General features: G+C 39.0%; 16 protein-coding genes. 9 read left to right on the top strand and 7 right to left on the bottom strand.

The features are described 5' to 3' along the window. Positions 1-624 precede the first annotated feature (624 nt). Positions 625-1,581, top strand: coding sequence for a lipid A deacylase LpxR family protein (locus tag U859_RS0122425; RefSeq protein ID WP_162800018.1), 957 nt, complete (start codon positions 625-627; stop codon positions 1,579-1,581). Continuing rightward, the gene (locus U859_RS0122430) at positions 1,581-2,690 is read left to right on the top strand and encodes an acyloxyacyl hydrolase (RefSeq protein WP_025145521.1); all 1,110 of its coding nucleotides are present in this window, start codon (positions 1,581-1,583) and stop codon (positions 2,688-2,690) included. The genes U859_RS0122425 and U859_RS0122430 overlap by 1 nt, the downstream gene beginning before the upstream one ends. Here the strand turns inward: U859_RS0122430 and U859_RS0122435 are convergent. From U859_RS0122435 to U859_RS0122445, 3 genes are read right to left on the bottom strand one after another with little or no spacing between them, the layout of a single operon-like run. After that, positions 2,687-3,046: a CoA-binding protein gene (locus tag U859_RS0122435; RefSeq protein ID WP_025145522.1), complete on the bottom strand. Its 360-nt coding sequence runs from the start codon at positions 3,044-3,046 to the stop codon at positions 2,687-2,689. The two genes, U859_RS0122430 and U859_RS0122435, sit on opposite strands and share 4 nt — an antisense overlap. 33 nt (positions 3,047-3,079) lie before the next feature. Further along, complete coding sequence (locus U859_RS0122440; RefSeq protein WP_025145523.1) at positions 3,080-3,547, bottom strand: DinB family protein; 468 nt, start codon at positions 3,545-3,547, stop codon at positions 3,080-3,082. A 33-nt stretch (positions 3,548-3,580) separates the two neighbouring features. Next, entirely contained in the window at positions 3,581-5,122 is a 1,542-nt protein-coding gene (locus tag U859_RS0122445; protein ID WP_025145524.1) for an NAD(P)/FAD-dependent oxidoreductase, read from the bottom strand. A 528-nt stretch (positions 5,123-5,650) separates the two neighbouring features. On the opposite strand from U859_RS0122445, the gene U859_RS0122450 reads away from it, so the two are divergent. The 5 genes from U859_RS0122450 to U859_RS0122470 all read left to right on the top strand — a co-directional run bounded on the left by U859_RS0122450 (position 5,651) and on the right by U859_RS0122470 (position 8,601). Further along, the gene (locus U859_RS0122450; RefSeq protein ID WP_025145525.1) at positions 5,651-6,232 is read left to right on the top strand and encodes a LemA family protein; all 582 of its coding nucleotides are present in this window, start codon (positions 5,651-5,653) and stop codon (positions 6,230-6,232) included. 83 nt (positions 6,233-6,315) lie between these two features. Next, positions 6,316-6,759, top strand: a complete 444-nt coding sequence (locus tag U859_RS0122455) for a TPM domain-containing protein (RefSeq protein WP_025145526.1) — start codon at positions 6,316-6,318, stop codon at positions 6,757-6,759. Positions 6,760-6,762: 3 nt separating this feature from the next. Then, on the top strand, positions 6,763-7,524 hold the full coding sequence (locus U859_RS0122460; protein WP_025145527.1) for a TPM domain-containing protein: 762 nt from the start codon (positions 6,763-6,765) through the stop codon (positions 7,522-7,524). Positions 7,525-7,614: 90 nt separating this feature from the next. Beyond that, on the top strand, positions 7,615-8,004 hold the full coding sequence (locus U859_RS0122465) for a hypothetical protein (protein ID WP_025145528.1): 390 nt from the start codon (positions 7,615-7,617) through the stop codon (positions 8,002-8,004). 42 nt (positions 8,005-8,046) lie between these two features. Then, positions 8,047-8,601, top strand: a complete 555-nt coding sequence (locus U859_RS0122470) for an NUDIX hydrolase (RefSeq protein ID WP_025145529.1) — start codon at positions 8,047-8,049, stop codon at positions 8,599-8,601. Positions 8,602-8,723: 122 nt separating this feature from the next. Here the strand turns inward: U859_RS0122470 and dnaA are convergent, their stop codons facing one another. The 3 genes from dnaA to U859_RS0122485 all read right to left on the bottom strand — a co-directional run bounded on the left by dnaA (position 8,724) and on the right by U859_RS0122485 (position 12,931). Next, a complete protein-coding gene (gene dnaA / locus U859_RS0122475; RefSeq protein WP_025145530.1) occupies positions 8,724-10,154 on the bottom strand; it encodes a chromosomal replication initiator protein DnaA in 1,431 nt (476 codons plus the stop codon). Positions 10,155-10,683: 529 nt separating this feature from the next. Beyond that, the gene (locus U859_RS0122480) at positions 10,684-12,231 is read right to left on the bottom strand and encodes a methylmalonyl-CoA mutase (protein ID WP_025145531.1); all 1,548 of its coding nucleotides are present in this window, start codon (positions 12,229-12,231) and stop codon (positions 10,684-10,686) included. Between the two features lie 169 nt (positions 12,232-12,400). Further along, entirely contained in the window at positions 12,401-12,931 is a 531-nt protein-coding gene (locus tag U859_RS0122485; protein ID WP_025145532.1) for a hypothetical protein, read from the bottom strand. Positions 12,932-13,023: 92 nt separating this feature from the next. Between U859_RS0122485 and U859_RS0122490 the strand changes: the two genes are divergently transcribed. Continuing rightward, a complete protein-coding gene (locus tag U859_RS0122490) occupies positions 13,024-13,377 on the top strand; it encodes a HesB/IscA family protein (protein WP_025145533.1) in 354 nt (117 codons plus the stop codon). Between the two features lie 157 nt (positions 13,378-13,534). Next, on the top strand, positions 13,535-14,764 hold the full coding sequence (locus U859_RS0122495) for an ABC transporter permease (protein ID WP_025145534.1): 1,230 nt from the start codon (positions 13,535-13,537) through the stop codon (positions 14,762-14,764). A 91-nt stretch (positions 14,765-14,855) separates the two neighbouring features. Here the strand turns inward: U859_RS0122495 and U859_RS0122500 are convergent, their stop codons facing one another. Beyond that, complete coding sequence (locus tag U859_RS0122500; protein WP_025145535.1) at positions 14,856-15,593, bottom strand: tyrosine-protein phosphatase; 738 nt, start codon at positions 15,591-15,593, stop codon at positions 14,856-14,858. Positions 15,594-15,596: the final 3 nt, after the last annotated feature.

Genomic DNA, 15,596 nt, shown 5'->3' on the forward strand with positions numbered 1-15,596 from the left:
AAAATAAATTTTATTTTTTCACTCTCTTTTTCTTCTTTCCTCTATTTCAATATGCCAGATTTAACTGGCTTTCCGTCCTTCCGAACCGGGCTGCAAAGGTAGCAATCTTTTTCTCTTTAGCAATATTTATTTTAAAATAAATCCTGCCCTCTTTATCACTAAGCCATCTTTTCAACAAAACCCTTCCTCCGAAGCGGGATGCAAAAGTAGGAAAAATATCATTGCTTCCAAAGGATATTTAAGGAATGTTATTTGCTTTAACGTAAACGCATGGTTTACAGCAGGAAAAAGTTTCGCTGTACTTAAAACTTTTTGGAAGAACAGGTGTTTAACGCTGGTTTATCAAATCTATCAGGTTTCGAAAACGGGATAGGTTTTGAGATAATACGCTTTAAAATCCCCGAAATACCTGCCCACCTAAACCCGATTGGAATGGAAAGCCCACAGCGAAGCGAGGACTTGTAATGAAAAGCGGGAACAAACTTAGATAGTAGCACAATAACTGCTTTGCTGAAAAATACAGACATGCTTATAATATATAAACAAAGCCTAACTCACAGCTGTCGAAATTCCGAACAATAATTAATACTTTTATAGCTTTAAAATGCCTTATTAATGAAATTGATGCTCAAGTTATACGTTACACTGTTATTTATTGGAATAGCGGAAATTGGTTATGCCCAAAATTATAAAAATGAGCTTGTTGTTATCACTGAAAACGATGCTTATATAGATATTACCAGCGACCGTTATTATACTAATGGTGCGTTTATTAAATTCAGGCATGCTTTAAATGGTGAAAACCTGAAACCTGGAAGAAGCAAAGAGATTATCGGCTTTGAACTTGGTCAAAAAATATACAACCCATATTATAGTTTTGTACCAAATCCGGCTTTACAGGATAGACCTTTTACTGCATACTTATACGGAGAAGCAAATTACAGCCGGTTTTACGAAAATAAACAAATGCTAAAGGTTTCGGCACAGGTTGGGGTTACGGGAAAAGATGCGCTGGGCGAAAAATTTCAGAAGGCATTTCACAAATTGGTTGGCCAAAACCAGATTGAAGGTTGGGAATATGGCTTAAACAGCGAGCCAACATTAAACCTAAGCGCAGAATACAATAAACTTTTAGTAACCACTAACAATAAAATATTCGACATTACAGGAACTACTTCGGCAGCTGTTGGTAACGTAATTACTAAAGCTAACCTTGGCGCGATGTTCCGCTTAGGCAGATTTAATGACATGGATGGCTCTTCTGCATTTAACAGTTTGGTGAGCAATAACAATAAGGGTAAAGCAGCGCGAAAATATGAACTCTATCTTTCAGTTAATCCGCAGTTACATGCAGTTGCCTTTGATTCTAGTTTGCAGGGTGGCTTATTTTTGAGCGATAAAGGACCAATTACCTTTAAACCAAAACCTTTTGTTTTTACCACGCAAGTGGGTTTAACGTTTGCCATTGCAAGGTGGACAGCTAATTATACGGCTACCTTTACATCGAACGAAGTTAAAAACAGTGCCACCGGCTACCGCTATGCCTTTTATAGTCTTGCTTACCGTTTCAGTAAAAACTAATGAAAAAATTATCCCTATCCCTAATCATCCTGATTACCTGCATTACCTTTGCCCAGGCACAAATTGCACCAGAAAATCATTCGATTATTTTTAAGCCTGTTTTCGGTACGCATGTAAATAGTGACCAGGGACATTTGTTCCAGGATCAGATTACGGGTTTCGACGCGGCCTACTTTAAGGATATTAGCAGGAACAGTGACAAATGGATCGGGTTTAGCGGGGCCAAATCTTACGGTGTCGGGTTTATTTTTAGGGACCTAAGCAAATTAAAGGGAACAAAAGATACTTCAGAACATGCCTTTGGGCAGGTATATGGTTTGGTGGCCCAGATGGATTTCCAATTGTTTAAAATTGGAAAGGCGAAATTTAATTTTACCCCAGGGGTTGGTTTAGGCTATACGAATAAGTATTACTATAACAATACCAAAAACAGATTTTTGGGAAGCCCGATTAATGAAACCATTAAAGCTGATTTAGGAATGGAGCTGCCAATGAGTCAATATGCAGATCTGTTATTAGGTTTTGGTTTTCTGCATGTATCAAACGGTGGGGCAACAGTGCCTAATGGAGGCCTAAATACCGGCAATGTTTATATCGGACTGAAATTGAACAATCAGAAAACATTAACAGCGGAGCGGAAAAGCACTTATACTACTTTACAGCGAAATTCTATCGAACTCAGCGCTGGTTTAGGTGCAAGAGGCGTATTTGCGAATAGAAATAAAAGTTTGTACAAAAGTGGATTATATGCTGGTTACAATTTTTACCTGAATGATGTAATGTCGCTTAAGGCGGGTGCCGATGCCGTTTATTATTATACCACTTACGATCCGAATAATGCTAACGATACTTTTCAAAATTATGGCACTTCTTACGATCGGTGGCGCACGGGAATTAGCGTTGGTGCTGACATTAATTTATGGCGGATAACTGTAGCGGCACAGATTGGAAAATATATTCATTACAACAGATTAATGGAGAAAGCAAACTGGTACTGGACGTTTGGCCCTACCTTCAATATTACTCCTCACTTAGGCTTACAGGCGAAAACATACATGCACTTTGCTCAGGCCGATTACGTAAACTGGGGCGTCGTGTACCGGTTTTAATATTGCCCGGTACTTAACAATACCAAAGTACAAGCTTCAACAGGTTCAATATCATGTTGATCCAATAACTTTTCGAGTTCGTAATTTTCTGTTCCGGGATTAAAAATTACCCGTTTGGGTTTTGTAGCCAAAATATAATCATGATATTGCGGCTGCAAGGCGGGACCTATATACAAGGTTATGGTATCGATATCATTGTATATTTCGCCAGGTTTTTCAATTTCAACACCTGCTACTTCCCCTTTTTTTATCCCCACGTTAACAATTTCGTGGTTGAAACGCTTAAGCATATTGGCCGCTTTGTAAGCATATCTCGATGGATCTGGCGATGCGCCTATAATTAATGTCTTTTTCATAATATGATTACTCAGATTGGAAGATTACACAGATTAAAATTTTGATAATAAAGCGATCTGACCGGAATGATAGGCATGGTGTTGCGCTAAACCACTCACAAGCTCTACATTTGTTACGCCAGTACCTAAAGCAGGGTTTCGTTCACTCTTCACTTCATCATTCCATTGGCTGTCTTTCAGGCTTTCGCAAAGGCGAATCAGTTCTTCATTTGCGATCTTAAAATTAAAGATAATGCGCTCCCAGGCCTGCGGTGTCCTTGCTTCAGGTTCGGGCCAATCGCCCATTGCAGGTTCAGCAGCTGGCTTACCGGTCAATCTTGAAGTAACTTCTTCTGTCCAGGCGGTTAAATGCAGGGCTATTTCGGCTATGGAATGCGCACCCGGTACAAAATGGCTAAATGCTTTTTCCGGATTCACATTATTTAATGTTTGCATAACATGGTTCCCATGCCAGGCATCACCGTTAAAGGCTTTTTTTATTTCGTTCGTGATATTAAACATACCAAAATAACAATTGGCACAATATAAAGTTTGTTATGATGCGTTCAATATTGCATTTGCACAATTGATTCCATCTATCGCTGCAGATACAATTCCGCCTGCATAACCTGCACCTTCAGCACAAGGGTATAAACCTTTTACCTGAGGATGCTGATAGGTTTCTTTGTCTCTCGGAATCCTAACCGGAGAAGAAGTTCTGCTCTCAACCCCCACTAAAATGGCTTCGTTAGTATAATACCGTCTGATTTTTTTACCAAATAAAGGCAATGCTGCTCGCAAACTACTGGAAACAAATTCAGGCAGGATATTATCGAGCATCGAACTTTTGGTGCCAGGCAAATAGGAATTCTTTGGCAGATCGAGCGATAATTTATTGTTTACAAAATCAACCATCCGCTGTGCAGGAGCAACAAGGTTTCCTCCGCCGGCTTCAAAAGCCGCTTTTTCTATTTGTGATTGAAAATTCAACATCCTCAGCGGATCGTATCCCTGTACATCGTTTAAAGTAACCTGAACCACAGTGCCGGAGTTAGCGTAAGGATTGTTCCGCTTGGATGGCGACCAGCCGTTTACTACAATTTCATTTTCTCCGGTAGAACAAGGTGCAATAATTCCACCCGGGCACATGCAGAAAGAAAATACCCCTCTTGCCCCAACCTGTTCAACCAAACTGTAATAGGCTGGTGGCAAAAATTCCGAACGGATATCGCAATGGTACTGCGCCGAATCGATAATTTCCTGCGGATGCTCTATGCGGACACCCAAAGCAAAAGGTTTTGCTTCGATCAGGATATTTTTACTGTTCAGCAATTCGTACACATCTCTTGCCGAGTGACCTGTTGCCAAGATAATATCATCAGCAAAGAGCTTCTCTTCAAAATTAATCTCTATTCCCTTTACCTTTCCAAATTCAATTAAGATATCGGTCATCTTGCTATCAAACATTACCTCACCACCGGCATTTAAAATCGTATCTTTTATAGAGGTGATAATATGGGGAAGTTTATTTGTACCAATGTGTGGACGGGCATCAATCGCGATATCAGGTTCTGCACCATGATTTACAAAAACCTGAAGCACCTTATTGATATCGCCACGTTTGTTAGAGCGGGTATATAATTTTCCATCAGAATAGGTTCCGGCACCACCTTCGCCATAACAATAATTAGATTCAGTATTGACCAAACCTTGTTTATTTATGGCAGCCAGATCTCTTCGCCGCTGTTTAACATCTTTGCCCCGTTCGATAATAATGGGTTTTAGTCCATTTTCGATGCATTGCAAAGCGGCAAACAAACCTGCCGGACCAGCACCGATAATAATTACCGGTTTGGCATCACTAACATTAGGATAGTTTATGGTGTAGACTTCAGGAATGGCTTCTTCATCCACAAAAACCTTTACCTGTAAACGGAAAATCACCTTTCTGGAACGGGCATCTATCGATCTTTTAAGAATTTCGTAGCCTTTTATCCTCGTTTCAGATAGTTTTAACCCTTCGGCAAGTTTCTGTTTAATAACTTCAATCTGCTCAACCTGATCAGGGAGCAAAGTAATTTCGATGTCTTTTTGCATATCAAGTCAGGTTTTTATCCCGAACGGTACAAAGATAAGCATCTGATAGCATATTTGATGATTTCAGAATATGACTAAAAATTATAAGCAGACTAAAGTCCCACTCTGGGAACCGTTCGATTGGGGTTAATTAGACCATTTTTCCGTTACTATACTGGTTTTCTGTGCCACAGGCCAAAGTTTTTAGCCCCGATCGGAGCGGGCATCCCGATTTAAGCGCCGGTTTATGTTATATTTTGGTGTGCTTGCTTGTTTCACAGGTTTTCTATCGGGATAAAGCGGAGAGCGGGACAAACATAAAAAAAAGCGAAAGGTCCTGCGCTCTAAAACAAAAGAACTCGACAGGTATACACAAATTTATTATTCAATTATCGAATCAAAATGCACCAATTTTACCTTATTAAACCCTGGTGTTGCTTGTCAACCTGTCAGATAAATACCGAAACTGTAACAAAGGCATGCAATTTGATATCTAATTCGTAAATTGAACTATAATTTAGTTTGATTAGAAAGACAAAAACCATAAAAATGAAAAGATTAATATTTGGAATTTTAGCTGCAGTAATTGCAGTGAGCACTTTAAGTTCGTGCGGTTATAACAGCATGGTTAAACTTGATGAGAACGTTAAATCGAAATGGGGAACGGTACAAACCCAATATCAGAGAAGAGCAGATTTAATTCCGAACCTGGTAGCAACCGTAAAAGGTGCTGCTAAATTTGAACAGGGTACATTAACTGCAGTAACTGAAGCACGTGCAAAAGCAACCCAAATGACGGTTAATACAGATGATTTATCGCCAGAAAACATCAAAAAATTCCAGGCTGCACAGGGAGAACTAAGTCAGGCACTGGGTAAATTATTATCCATTACCGAAAATTATCCTGAATTAAGGGCTACACAACAGTTCAGTGATTTATCGGCACAGTTAGAAAGTACCGAAAACAGAATTACGGTTGCCCGTAAAGATTTTAATGATGCAGTGCAGGAATATAATGGTAAAATCAGGTCATTCCCTACAAATTTAACAGCAGGAATGTTCGGTTTTAAACCTAAAGGATATTTTGAGGCTGATGCTGCTGCAAAAAATGCTCCTAAAGTAGAGTTTTAATATTCTAACGATAACATTTAAGGGTAATGAATGTTTATTAATTAAACGTTTATTACCCTTTTTACTTCTTATAAAATAAACACATGCCATTATTTTCAGATATTGAACAAGAAAAAATAGCAAATGCGATATCCGAAGCCGAAAAATCAACTTCGGGTGAGATCAGGATTGCTATTGATAAGCTTTGTGAAGGCGATCCATACGAGAAAGCCATCGAATATTTCAGCAAGCTGGATATGGATAAAACAGCCAGAAGAAATGGCGTACTGATTTACCTTGCGCACGCAGACCATAAATTTGCCATCATTGGCGATGTTGGTATTCACCAGGTGGTACCTGAAAACTTCTGGGAAACCACTAAAATTGCCATGACTGCCCATTTTGCGAAAGGAAATTTAGCCGACGGCATTATTGCTGGTGTTGCATTAGCAGGAGAAAAACTGGCTTTGTTCTTCCCTCCACAAAAGGGCGACATTAATGAATTGCCAAATGATATCGTTTTTATGGATAATCAAGAAAATAAATAAGTGATGAAGAAAATATTCCTTTTATCGCTCTTTAGCCTTTTTTTCAGTTTTGCATTTGCGCAGGATTTTCCAGAAAAACCTGGCACATTGGTTAACGATTATTCAAACGTATTGTCTGCCGATCAAAAACAGGCATTAGAAAATAAACTTGTAGCTTTTAGCGACTCTTCTTCAACTCAGATTGCTATTGCTATCTTAAAATCAGTTGGCGGTTATGATATTAATGAATATGCAGTAGGGCTGCTCAGAAAATGGGGAGTTGGGCAAAGTGGCAAAAACAACGGTATTATGATTGTTGTTGCTGTTGGCGATAGAAAAATTTCCATTCAAACAGGTTATGGCCTGGAAGGTGCACTACCAGACATTTATGCCAAACGTATTATTGATGACGACATTAAACCAAATTTTAAAGCTGGTAATTATTATGCCGGCCTGGATGAGGCGACCACATCAATAATCAAATATACCCGTGGTGAATATAAAAATGATAAGCCAAAAGTCTCTTCAAAAGGTGTTTATGGCAGCGTTGCAATTATTATCCTGATTGTAATCGTCATCATCATCATTACATTAAAAGGCGGTGGCGGCAGCCAGATTATTGGTGGTCGCGGAGCCTCTAACGCCTTATTCTGGGCGCTACTTTTTGGAGGTGGTGGCGGAGACCGTGGCAGTGGCTGGGGCGGTGGCTCATCAGGAGGTGGTGGTGGTTTTGGCGGATTTGGCGGAGGAAGTGGCGGCGGTGGCGGCGCAAGCGGAAGCTGGTAGGTTAGTCCATAGTCCATAAGTTGGAGCCTTTTTGTTTTTTAACGTTACAAAACATTCCAACTTTGTAACAATTTTAACATTGTAACAAAAATGTACAGAAGAGATTTAATCACAGCAGAAATACAGAAACTTGCCCAGGTTTTGGCGCGCATTATGGGACTCAAACTAGAAGGTAAATTGGCTGAGGCCAGTCAGCTTTTTGATGAAACGATGGAGAGCGGATTTCATCTGCCCAAAGAAATTCTGGAGAACGACGACCTCACAATTTTTGAAAACTGGCTGCATGAAGATAAGCTTCCGCCGGAGAAACTCGATTCTTTAAGTGAATTTTTATATTATGAATTGGGGATCAGCGCCGAAAGAAATCTGCTGATTGCACCGAAACTTAATTTGGTTTATCAATACTTGTCAGATCAGCATAAGATTGTACATTTGGTAAACCTGCACCGTCAGAAAACGATACAACAGTATATCAGTTAGCGGTTGGCAGTTTTTTAGTTTGCAGTAAATAAAAATAAATAAATGATCATAGAAAAGTGGCAGAAACTTGCCTCTAAATATTTAGTAAGAGAAAAGTGGGCTACCTTGAGGGTAGATGAAGTTAAACTTCCGGATGGTGTTGTTAAAGATGATTATTACGTACTGGAGTATCCAAACTGGGTAAATGCCATTGCGCTAACGGCCGAAGGAAAAATAATTATGGTCCGTCAGTACCGTCATGCGGCAGATATTGTTTCACTCGAAGTTCCGGGTGGTGTAATGGATGGGGATGAAACGCCAGAATTTGCAGTTAAACGCGAACTTTTAGAAGAAACGGGTTATAGTTTTGAAACCTGCAAATTTATAGCAGAGCTCTACCCTAACCCTGCAACATCAAACAACAGAACTTTCACCTATTTTTTAACAGGTGGTGTTAAAACTCATGAACAGCATTTAGATGAACATGAAATTTTAAATGTTGAAGAATATACTGTGGATGAGGTAAAACAGTTTATTAAGGATAATAAAATAGCACAGGCACTACATGTTGCTGCTTTGTTATATGGTTTAGCAGAAATAGAAAGCTTTAATAGTTAGAAAACATCATAAATAATAAAGGCCTGATAAAATATCAGGCCTTTATTATTGCATAAACTTTTTGAACCTGAACGAAAGATTTTAATTTAAACCCTTTTACCTTTCTGTCCCTAAACCTTAGTTTAGCTCATTTTTAATTTCTTTTGGATATCGTGTACGTAAGCTTTAAACTTCTTGTCGGTATCGATTAAATCTTCTACGGTTTGGCAAGCATAAATTACGGTACTGTGATCGCGACCACCGAAGAAAGCCCCGATTGTTTTCAGTGATGATTTGGTATGACTTTTTGAAAGGTACATCGAAATCTGACGTGCCTGAACAATTTCACGTTTACGTGTTTGCGATTTAACCATATCAACAGGAACCTCAAAATATTCACAAACCAATTTCTGGATATATTCCATCGAAATTTCTTTAGAAGTATTTTTGATGAAGTTTTTCAACATCTGTTTAGCTAAGGCTAAATCAATTTCTTTTTTATTTAAAGTAGCCTGCGCCAGGAGCGATACCATAGCACCTTCAAGCTCACGTACGTTGTTATCAATGTTGTGCGCAACATATTCTACAACCTCGCCTGGTAATTCAATACCATCGGCATACATTTTCTTTCTTAAGATGGCAATACGCGTTTCAAGATCAGGAATCTGCAAATCTGCAGAAAGCCCCCATTTGAAACGGCTTAACAAACGCTCTTCCAAACCAGCTAAATCTTTCGGTGCTTTATCAGATGTTAAGATTACCTGTTTGCCCGATTGGTGTAAGTGGTTAAAAATGTGGAAGAAAATATCCTGTGTTTTTTCTTTACCTGCAAAGTTGTGTACATCATCCATGATAATTACATCCATTGCCTGGTAAAAGTTAACGAAATCGTTAATGGTGTTGTTTTTTAATGAGTCTACAAACTGCTGACAGAATTTCTCACAACTTACGTAGATCACCAATTTATCTGGCATGCTGCGTTTAATCTCATTACCGATTGCCTGCGCCAGGTGGGTTTTACCCAAACCTACTCCACCGTAAATCATTAAAGGGTTAAAAGACGTACCTCCTGGTTTAGCAGCTACAGCGTAACCTGCAGAACGCGCCAGGCGGTTGCAATCTCCCTCAATATAATTTTCGAAAGTATAGTTAGAGTTTAATTGTGGATCAACATTTAATTTTTTTAATCCGGGGATAATAAAAGGGTTTTTAATATCCTTATTAATGGAAACCGGAATCGGCATCGATTGTACCTTTGCCTCCGCTCCATTTCCATTTGAGGGCATATTGGTAGTATAAGGATTACCGCTGTTCGATGATTTATCTACAACGATATTATATTCCAACCTGCCATCCTCTCCAAGTTGCTTTTTTACAGTCTTGCGTAGCAAGCCTACATAATGTTCTTCAAGCCATTCGTAAAAGAACAAACTTGGCACCTGTATGGTTAAAACCTTGCCTTCCAATTTAAGGGCCGTTATCGGCTCGAACCAGGTTTTGAAACTTTGGTTCGGAATATTATCCTTAATAATTTGAAGACAGTTCTTCCACACTTCTGTACAAGTTTTTTCCATTGCGATTTCTATAATTTATTGGTTTACAGTGCCTATTCGAATTAAAGGGATGGTCCGTTTAGGGACTACGAATATTGACAAAATTATCAACATTTTAAACAAAAATTTCAAATAAATCGTAACGCACTGATAAGGAATATGGTAGCCCACTTAACCTCAATTTTTTATGTTGATAACTATTTATTAACACTGGTTATCCACATTACAATTATTTAACACGATTCTTTCCTTTTAATTTCAAATCGCTTTTAAAAAGCAAATTCTGAGCCATTTTAGCCTCTACCTAAGTATTTTAGCACCTTTTAATCCCGAATCAACTGAAAATCAAACCCATAATTAAAATAATTGCACATCTTTTTAATCTTACTACTGATTTACCACACAAACACACACAAGATGTTGTGTATTTGTATGAATTTTACGACAGCATATACCCTGTTATCTAAAATTTTCAGCTAAGAGACTTGTTAAATAGTTAAACACATCCCAGCAGGAAGATTATCGTTATTTTAATCCTAAACCAAAGCCATTAATACACACCAAAAGCATTCCTAAATACATCTGCTATTTCGCCAAGTGTGGCATATTTTTCAACGGCATCTATAATCAAGGGCATTACGTTGGTTTTGCTACCAGCTGCCTCATTTAATTTAGCGAGCGCTTTTTCCACCGCAACATGATCACGGGTTGACTTTAGATGATCAAGCTTTTCCGATTGCAGTTTACGGATCGAATCATCTATATTGAAAACTTCCGTCAATCCTTCCTCTTGCTGTGTAAATTTATTTACCCCAACTGAGATCCGTTCTCCACTTTCAATTTCTTTTTGATACTGATAAGACGCGCTTGCTATTTCATTTTGCATGTAATCGCTTTCAATAGCATTCACCGAACCACCCATTACATCTATCCTGTCGATGTAAGCCCATGCAGCAGCCTCAACCTCATCAGTTAAACTCTCCACAAAGAAAGATCCCGCCAATGGATCTACAGTATCGGTAACCCCACTCTCAAAGGCAATAATCTGCTGGGTACGTAAAGCGATTTTTGCTGCCGACTCTGTTGGCAACGAAAGTGCCTCATCATAGCCATTGGTATGGAGCGATTGCGTACCGCCCAAAACCGCCGCCATGGCCTGATTACTCACCCTGATTACGTTATTTAAAGGCTGTTGTGCAGTTAGCGTAGAACCTCCAGTCTGCGTATGAAACCTTAACATCTGGGCTTTTTCATCTGTAGCACCCAAATCTTTGGTGATTTTTGCCCACATCCTCCTTGCTGCCCTAAATTTCGCGATTTCTTCAAAGAAATTATTGTGGCAATTAAAGAAAAATGATAAGCGTTTTGCAAAAACATTAATATCTAAACCTTTATCCAATGCAGCTTTTAAGTACGTTTTACCGTTAGCTAATGTAAAAGCAAGTTCCTGTACTGCTGTCGATCCAGCCTCACGGATATGATAACCAGAGATAGAAATGGTATTCCATTTGGGCACTTCTTTACTACAAAACTCAAAAATATCGGTAATCAGCCTCATGGATTGTTTTGGTGGATAAATATAAGTCCCCCTGGCGGCGTACTCTTTTAATATATCATTCTGAATGGTGCCCGAAATCTGTTTTAGATCTGCTCCCTGCTTTTTTGCCAGTGCAATGTACATAGCCAATAAAATTGAAGCTGTTGCATTGATGGTCATCGAGGTGGTAATATCTTTTAACTGAATGCCATCAAACAGGATTTCTATATCTTTCAGCGAGTCGATAGCTACCCCAACCTTACCTACTTCACCATCAGCCATTTCATGATCAGAATCATACCCAATTTGAGTAGGAAGATCAAACGCCACCGATAAACCTGTTGTTCCCTGCGCCAATAGATAATGATAACGTTTGTTCGATTCTTCAGCGGTAGAAAAACCGGCATACTGCCTCATGGTCCACAAACGTCCACGGTACATATCCTTTTGGATTCCCCTGGTAAAGGGAAATTCGCCCGGACGCTCATCCATCGGTTTGGCCTCGGTATACAAGGGCTTTATTTCAATGCCTGAAGTGGTGGTATGTTTTTTATCGCTCATTTGGTTAGGTTATTAGTTCAGTGGATCATTAGCCATTAGTCCTTTATTGGTTCATAGTTAATAGCTAAGTTGGTTAACTGTTGAACTGGTTAATCGGTTAACTGAGCATAATGGCTGGCAATTTGTTGAGGCAATTAACCGATTTAAATAATTAACCAGTTAACCCTTCTTAAAACAGTCTATGTATATCCTTCTTAATTAACTCAATCGTTAAATCATAAGGATTTTCATCTATGCTGGCCATGTGCTGCAAAATTGCTTTACTCAGTTCAATTCCATTTGCATCCGCTGGCAAACCCTGAACGGCGTTATTGATCATTGCAATGGTATCGTCTTTTAATTTACGAACCACATTCCAGGTTACGCTATCAACATATAACTGCTGGGTAATGTTATGCTGATACTCCGAACGTACCTCATTTAATATGCCTGCCTGTAAAGTTGCAATGGCAATTCCTTGTTGGTGCAGACGCACAAGTAAGTTTGCAGGGTTAATGCGATCGATAAAAATGATTAAACGTTCGTGCGCCTGTAATCTTAGCGGTAAAATATGCGCCCGGCTTTCTTTATTTAATTCAATATTTTTGAGGTTAAAAAACCGCTGAATATCGCTCTTTAAAATATAATAAACGGCCATTAATGCTGCGAAAATGCCTGCAAATAAGATCACTACATCGACTAAAATCTGTTGGGTATTCATAAGTATTGTTTATATACGGTAATATTAATGAACCGTTAAAAGCAAAAATGTGCATTATTATTTATATTTGTAACAGATAAAATTTAAATAACATGAGCACAACAGTTGATACAGCATTTGCACCGGTTACTTTTTCGGAAGGAGCAGCTAAAGAGTTATATAAATTAAAAGATCAGCAGGAGATCGGTGAGGATTACGGATTACGTGTTGGCGTAGAGGGCGGTGGTTGCGCTGGTATGAATTACATTTTGGGTTTCGATCAAAGAAAAGAAGGCGATCAGGAATATTTTATTGATGGCATTAAAGTTTTCATGAACAAAGCACACCAAATGTACTTAATGGGCATGATGATTGATTGGCAAGATGGTTTAAACTCACGTGGTTTTACCTTTGTTAACCCTAATGCAACCAGCACCTGTGGCTGTGGTACGAGTTTCTCGGCATAAATAAAATATTATTGTAACATATAGTGCGGTCCCCTTGTCTAAACATCGGGACTTTTTTTATTTTTACACATAAAGGTTTAAGGCAAAAGGTGTAGGGTGTAAGGTTAATCCCATCTTCATACTTGATACTCAATACTTGACTTGGTACTTACAATAAATGAATTACAGAGAAAACATCAGACTGGCATTAGAATCTATTAAAGGTAACCGCTTGCGTACCATGCTTACTGCCTTGATTATTGCCATTGGTTTAATGGCCTTGGTTGGGATTTTAACCACGCTGGATGCTGTAAAGAAAAGTATGACGGATGCTTTTAGTAGCATGGGTGCTAACTCATTTACGATCAGAAACCGAGGTACAGGAATCAGGATTGGGAATGGTAAAAGGCCAAAACCTTTTAAAGCGATCCGCTATGAAGATGCTGTTAAATTTAAAGATAGCCTCAATACACCGGCCACTGTTGCGGTGAGTGTTTTTGCCAGCGGTGGTTCTACTGTAAAATACGGAAGTTTAAAAACCAATCCCAATATCAACGTTCAGGGGATTGATGAAAATGGTTTAGCCTCGCAGGGCTTAAATCTCTCGCAGGGAAGAAATTTTAGTGTTTCTGAAATACAATTGGGAAGCAATGTATGTATTGTAGGGGGTGAAGTAGTTGAAAAACTATTCAAAGATTCGGATCCATTGGATAAACTGATCAATGTAGGTAATAACCGTTTCAAAATTGTTGGCATACTGGAGAAAAAGGGATCAAGTATGGGCTTTAGCGGTGATAGGGCCGTTTATGTCCCGCTAATCAAAGCAAAACAGATTAATGCCAATGCCAATCCATCTTATACCATAACGGTAATGGTTCCGAGCAATGAAATGCAGGAAAATATTATCGGCGAGTCTACTGCATTATTCAGGAATATCCGTAAGGTAAAAGTAAATGAAACCAATAACTTCGAAATCACCAAAAGTGATGCGATTGCCCAAACTTTATTCGAAAACCTGGCATTTGTTGCCATTGGTGGTGTTGCAATCGGGATCATTACATTAATTGGTGCTTCCATCGGATTAATGAATATCATGCTGGTATCGGTAACGGAACGTACACGCGAAATCGGGATCCGTAAGGCTATTGGCGCTAACCCAAAGGTAATTCGTCGCCAGTTTTTAATTGAAGCGGTAGTGATCTGTTTAATCGGCGGTGTGTTTGGTATTTTCCTGGGGATCGTTTTAGGCAACCTGATTTCCCTTGCCATGGGCGGTTCATTCTTAATTCCCTGGTTATTTATTATAGGTGGTTTTGTGCTCTGCGTACTGGTAGGAATTCTTTCTGGCTATTACCCTGCTAAAAAAGCTTCGAAACTGGATCCTGTGGAGGCGTTGAGGTACGAATAACAGAAGGTTAATCGGTTAATTGTTTAAACTGCTTAACTGCAGAAAGCTCTATACAATTAACCGATTAACCAATTTAAACAGTTAACCCAATCTAAAGCAATGCATTATTAAGCTGATGCTGCGTAAGCAACTGCTGCATTAGAGGTGTGCTGAGACTGTCTTCGAGTGCGGCAGCATGTTTTAAGTGGTGCATATCGCTACCCAAAAAATCAACCATGTTATTATTTACCATTTCTTCTGCTACTTTTTTTGCTCCAGAACCATAATAACCTGTTAAAGCAATCGAATTTAATTGTAACAAACAGCCTGTTTCTCTGATTTGATGATAACTTTCAAAAGAACTGTAATAGTATGGGTACCTTTCGGGATGCGCCAAAACAGGTTTATAGCCAGCATCCTGTATGGTTTTGATAAAATCGATCAGGTTTTGAGGCAGATTGATATAAGAAAGTTCGAACAACATGTAATTTTCGCCAAAGGTGAGCACCTCTTTCTGCCTGATTTTTTTCTCTAAAGTTTCATCCAGGTAATATTCAGCAGCGGCATTAACTTCTAAAGCGATTTCATTTTCTTCCAGGCCTTTTCTTAAAATATCCAATCCACGGTTAATAGTGTCTGGCGTATTACGGAAATAATCGGCCATGATGTGCGGTGTTGCAATCAGTTTCTGATAACCTAAAGCTTTAAACTTTTTGGCCAGCAGCAATGCGTCTTTAAGGTTTTGTGCCCCATCATCAATCCCCGGAATGATGTGCGAGTGCATATCAGTCTTAATACCGGAGAAATTAAATTCGGGTGCTATTTTTTTCTTTTTAAATAATCCGAACATAAT

This window comes from Pedobacter jeongneungensis, assembly GCF_000633455.1.
Taxonomy (GTDB): domain Bacteria; phylum Bacteroidota; class Bacteroidia; order Sphingobacteriales; family Sphingobacteriaceae; genus Pedobacter; species Pedobacter jeongneungensis_A.

Excerpts from the sequence above, each read along its gene's own strand:
- dnaA (WP_025145530.1), bottom strand. The coding sequence starts at position 10,154 with ATGGAAAAAACTTGTACAGAAGTGTGGAAGAACTGTCTTCAAATTATT.
- U859_RS0122450 (WP_025145525.1), top strand. The coding sequence starts at position 5,651 with ATGAAAAGATTAATATTTGGAATTTTAGCTGCAGTAATTGCAGTGAGC.
- U859_RS0122480 (WP_025145531.1), bottom strand. The coding sequence starts at position 12,231 with ATGAGCGATAAAAAACATACCACCACTTCAGGCATTGAAATAAAGCCC.
- U859_RS0122460 (WP_025145527.1), top strand. The coding sequence starts at position 6,763 with ATGAAGAAAATATTCCTTTTATCGCTCTTTAGCCTTTTTTTCAGTTTT.
- U859_RS0122490 (WP_025145533.1), top strand. The coding sequence starts at position 13,024 with ATGAGCACAACAGTTGATACAGCATTTGCACCGGTTACTTTTTCGGAA.
- U859_RS0122465 (WP_025145528.1), top strand. The coding sequence starts at position 7,615 with ATGTACAGAAGAGATTTAATCACAGCAGAAATACAGAAACTTGCCCAG.
- U859_RS0122425 (WP_162800018.1), top strand. The coding sequence starts at position 625 with ATGCTCAAGTTATACGTTACACTGTTATTTATTGGAATAGCGGAAATT.
- U859_RS0122470 (WP_025145529.1), top strand. The coding sequence starts at position 8,047 with ATGATCATAGAAAAGTGGCAGAAACTTGCCTCTAAATATTTAGTAAGA.
- U859_RS0122435 (WP_025145522.1), bottom strand. The coding sequence starts at position 3,046 with ATGAAAAAGACATTAATTATAGGCGCATCGCCAGATCCATCGAGATAT.
- U859_RS0122485 (WP_025145532.1), bottom strand. The coding sequence starts at position 12,931 with ATGAATACCCAACAGATTTTAGTCGATGTAGTGATCTTATTTGCAGGC.
- U859_RS0122455 (WP_025145526.1), top strand. The coding sequence starts at position 6,316 with ATGCCATTATTTTCAGATATTGAACAAGAAAAAATAGCAAATGCGATA.
- U859_RS0122430 (WP_025145521.1), top strand. The coding sequence starts at position 1,581 with ATGAAAAAATTATCCCTATCCCTAATCATCCTGATTACCTGCATTACC.
- U859_RS0122445 (WP_025145524.1), bottom strand. The coding sequence starts at position 5,122 with ATGCAAAAAGACATCGAAATTACTTTGCTCCCTGATCAGGTTGAGCAG.
- U859_RS0122440 (WP_025145523.1), bottom strand. The coding sequence starts at position 3,547 with ATGTTTAATATCACGAACGAAATAAAAAAAGCCTTTAACGGTGATGCC.
- U859_RS0122495 (WP_025145534.1), top strand. The coding sequence starts at position 13,535 with ATGAATTACAGAGAAAACATCAGACTGGCATTAGAATCTATTAAAGGT.
- U859_RS0122500 (WP_025145535.1), bottom strand. The coding sequence starts at position 15,593 with ATGTTCGGATTATTTAAAAAGAAAAAAATAGCACCCGAATTTAATTTC.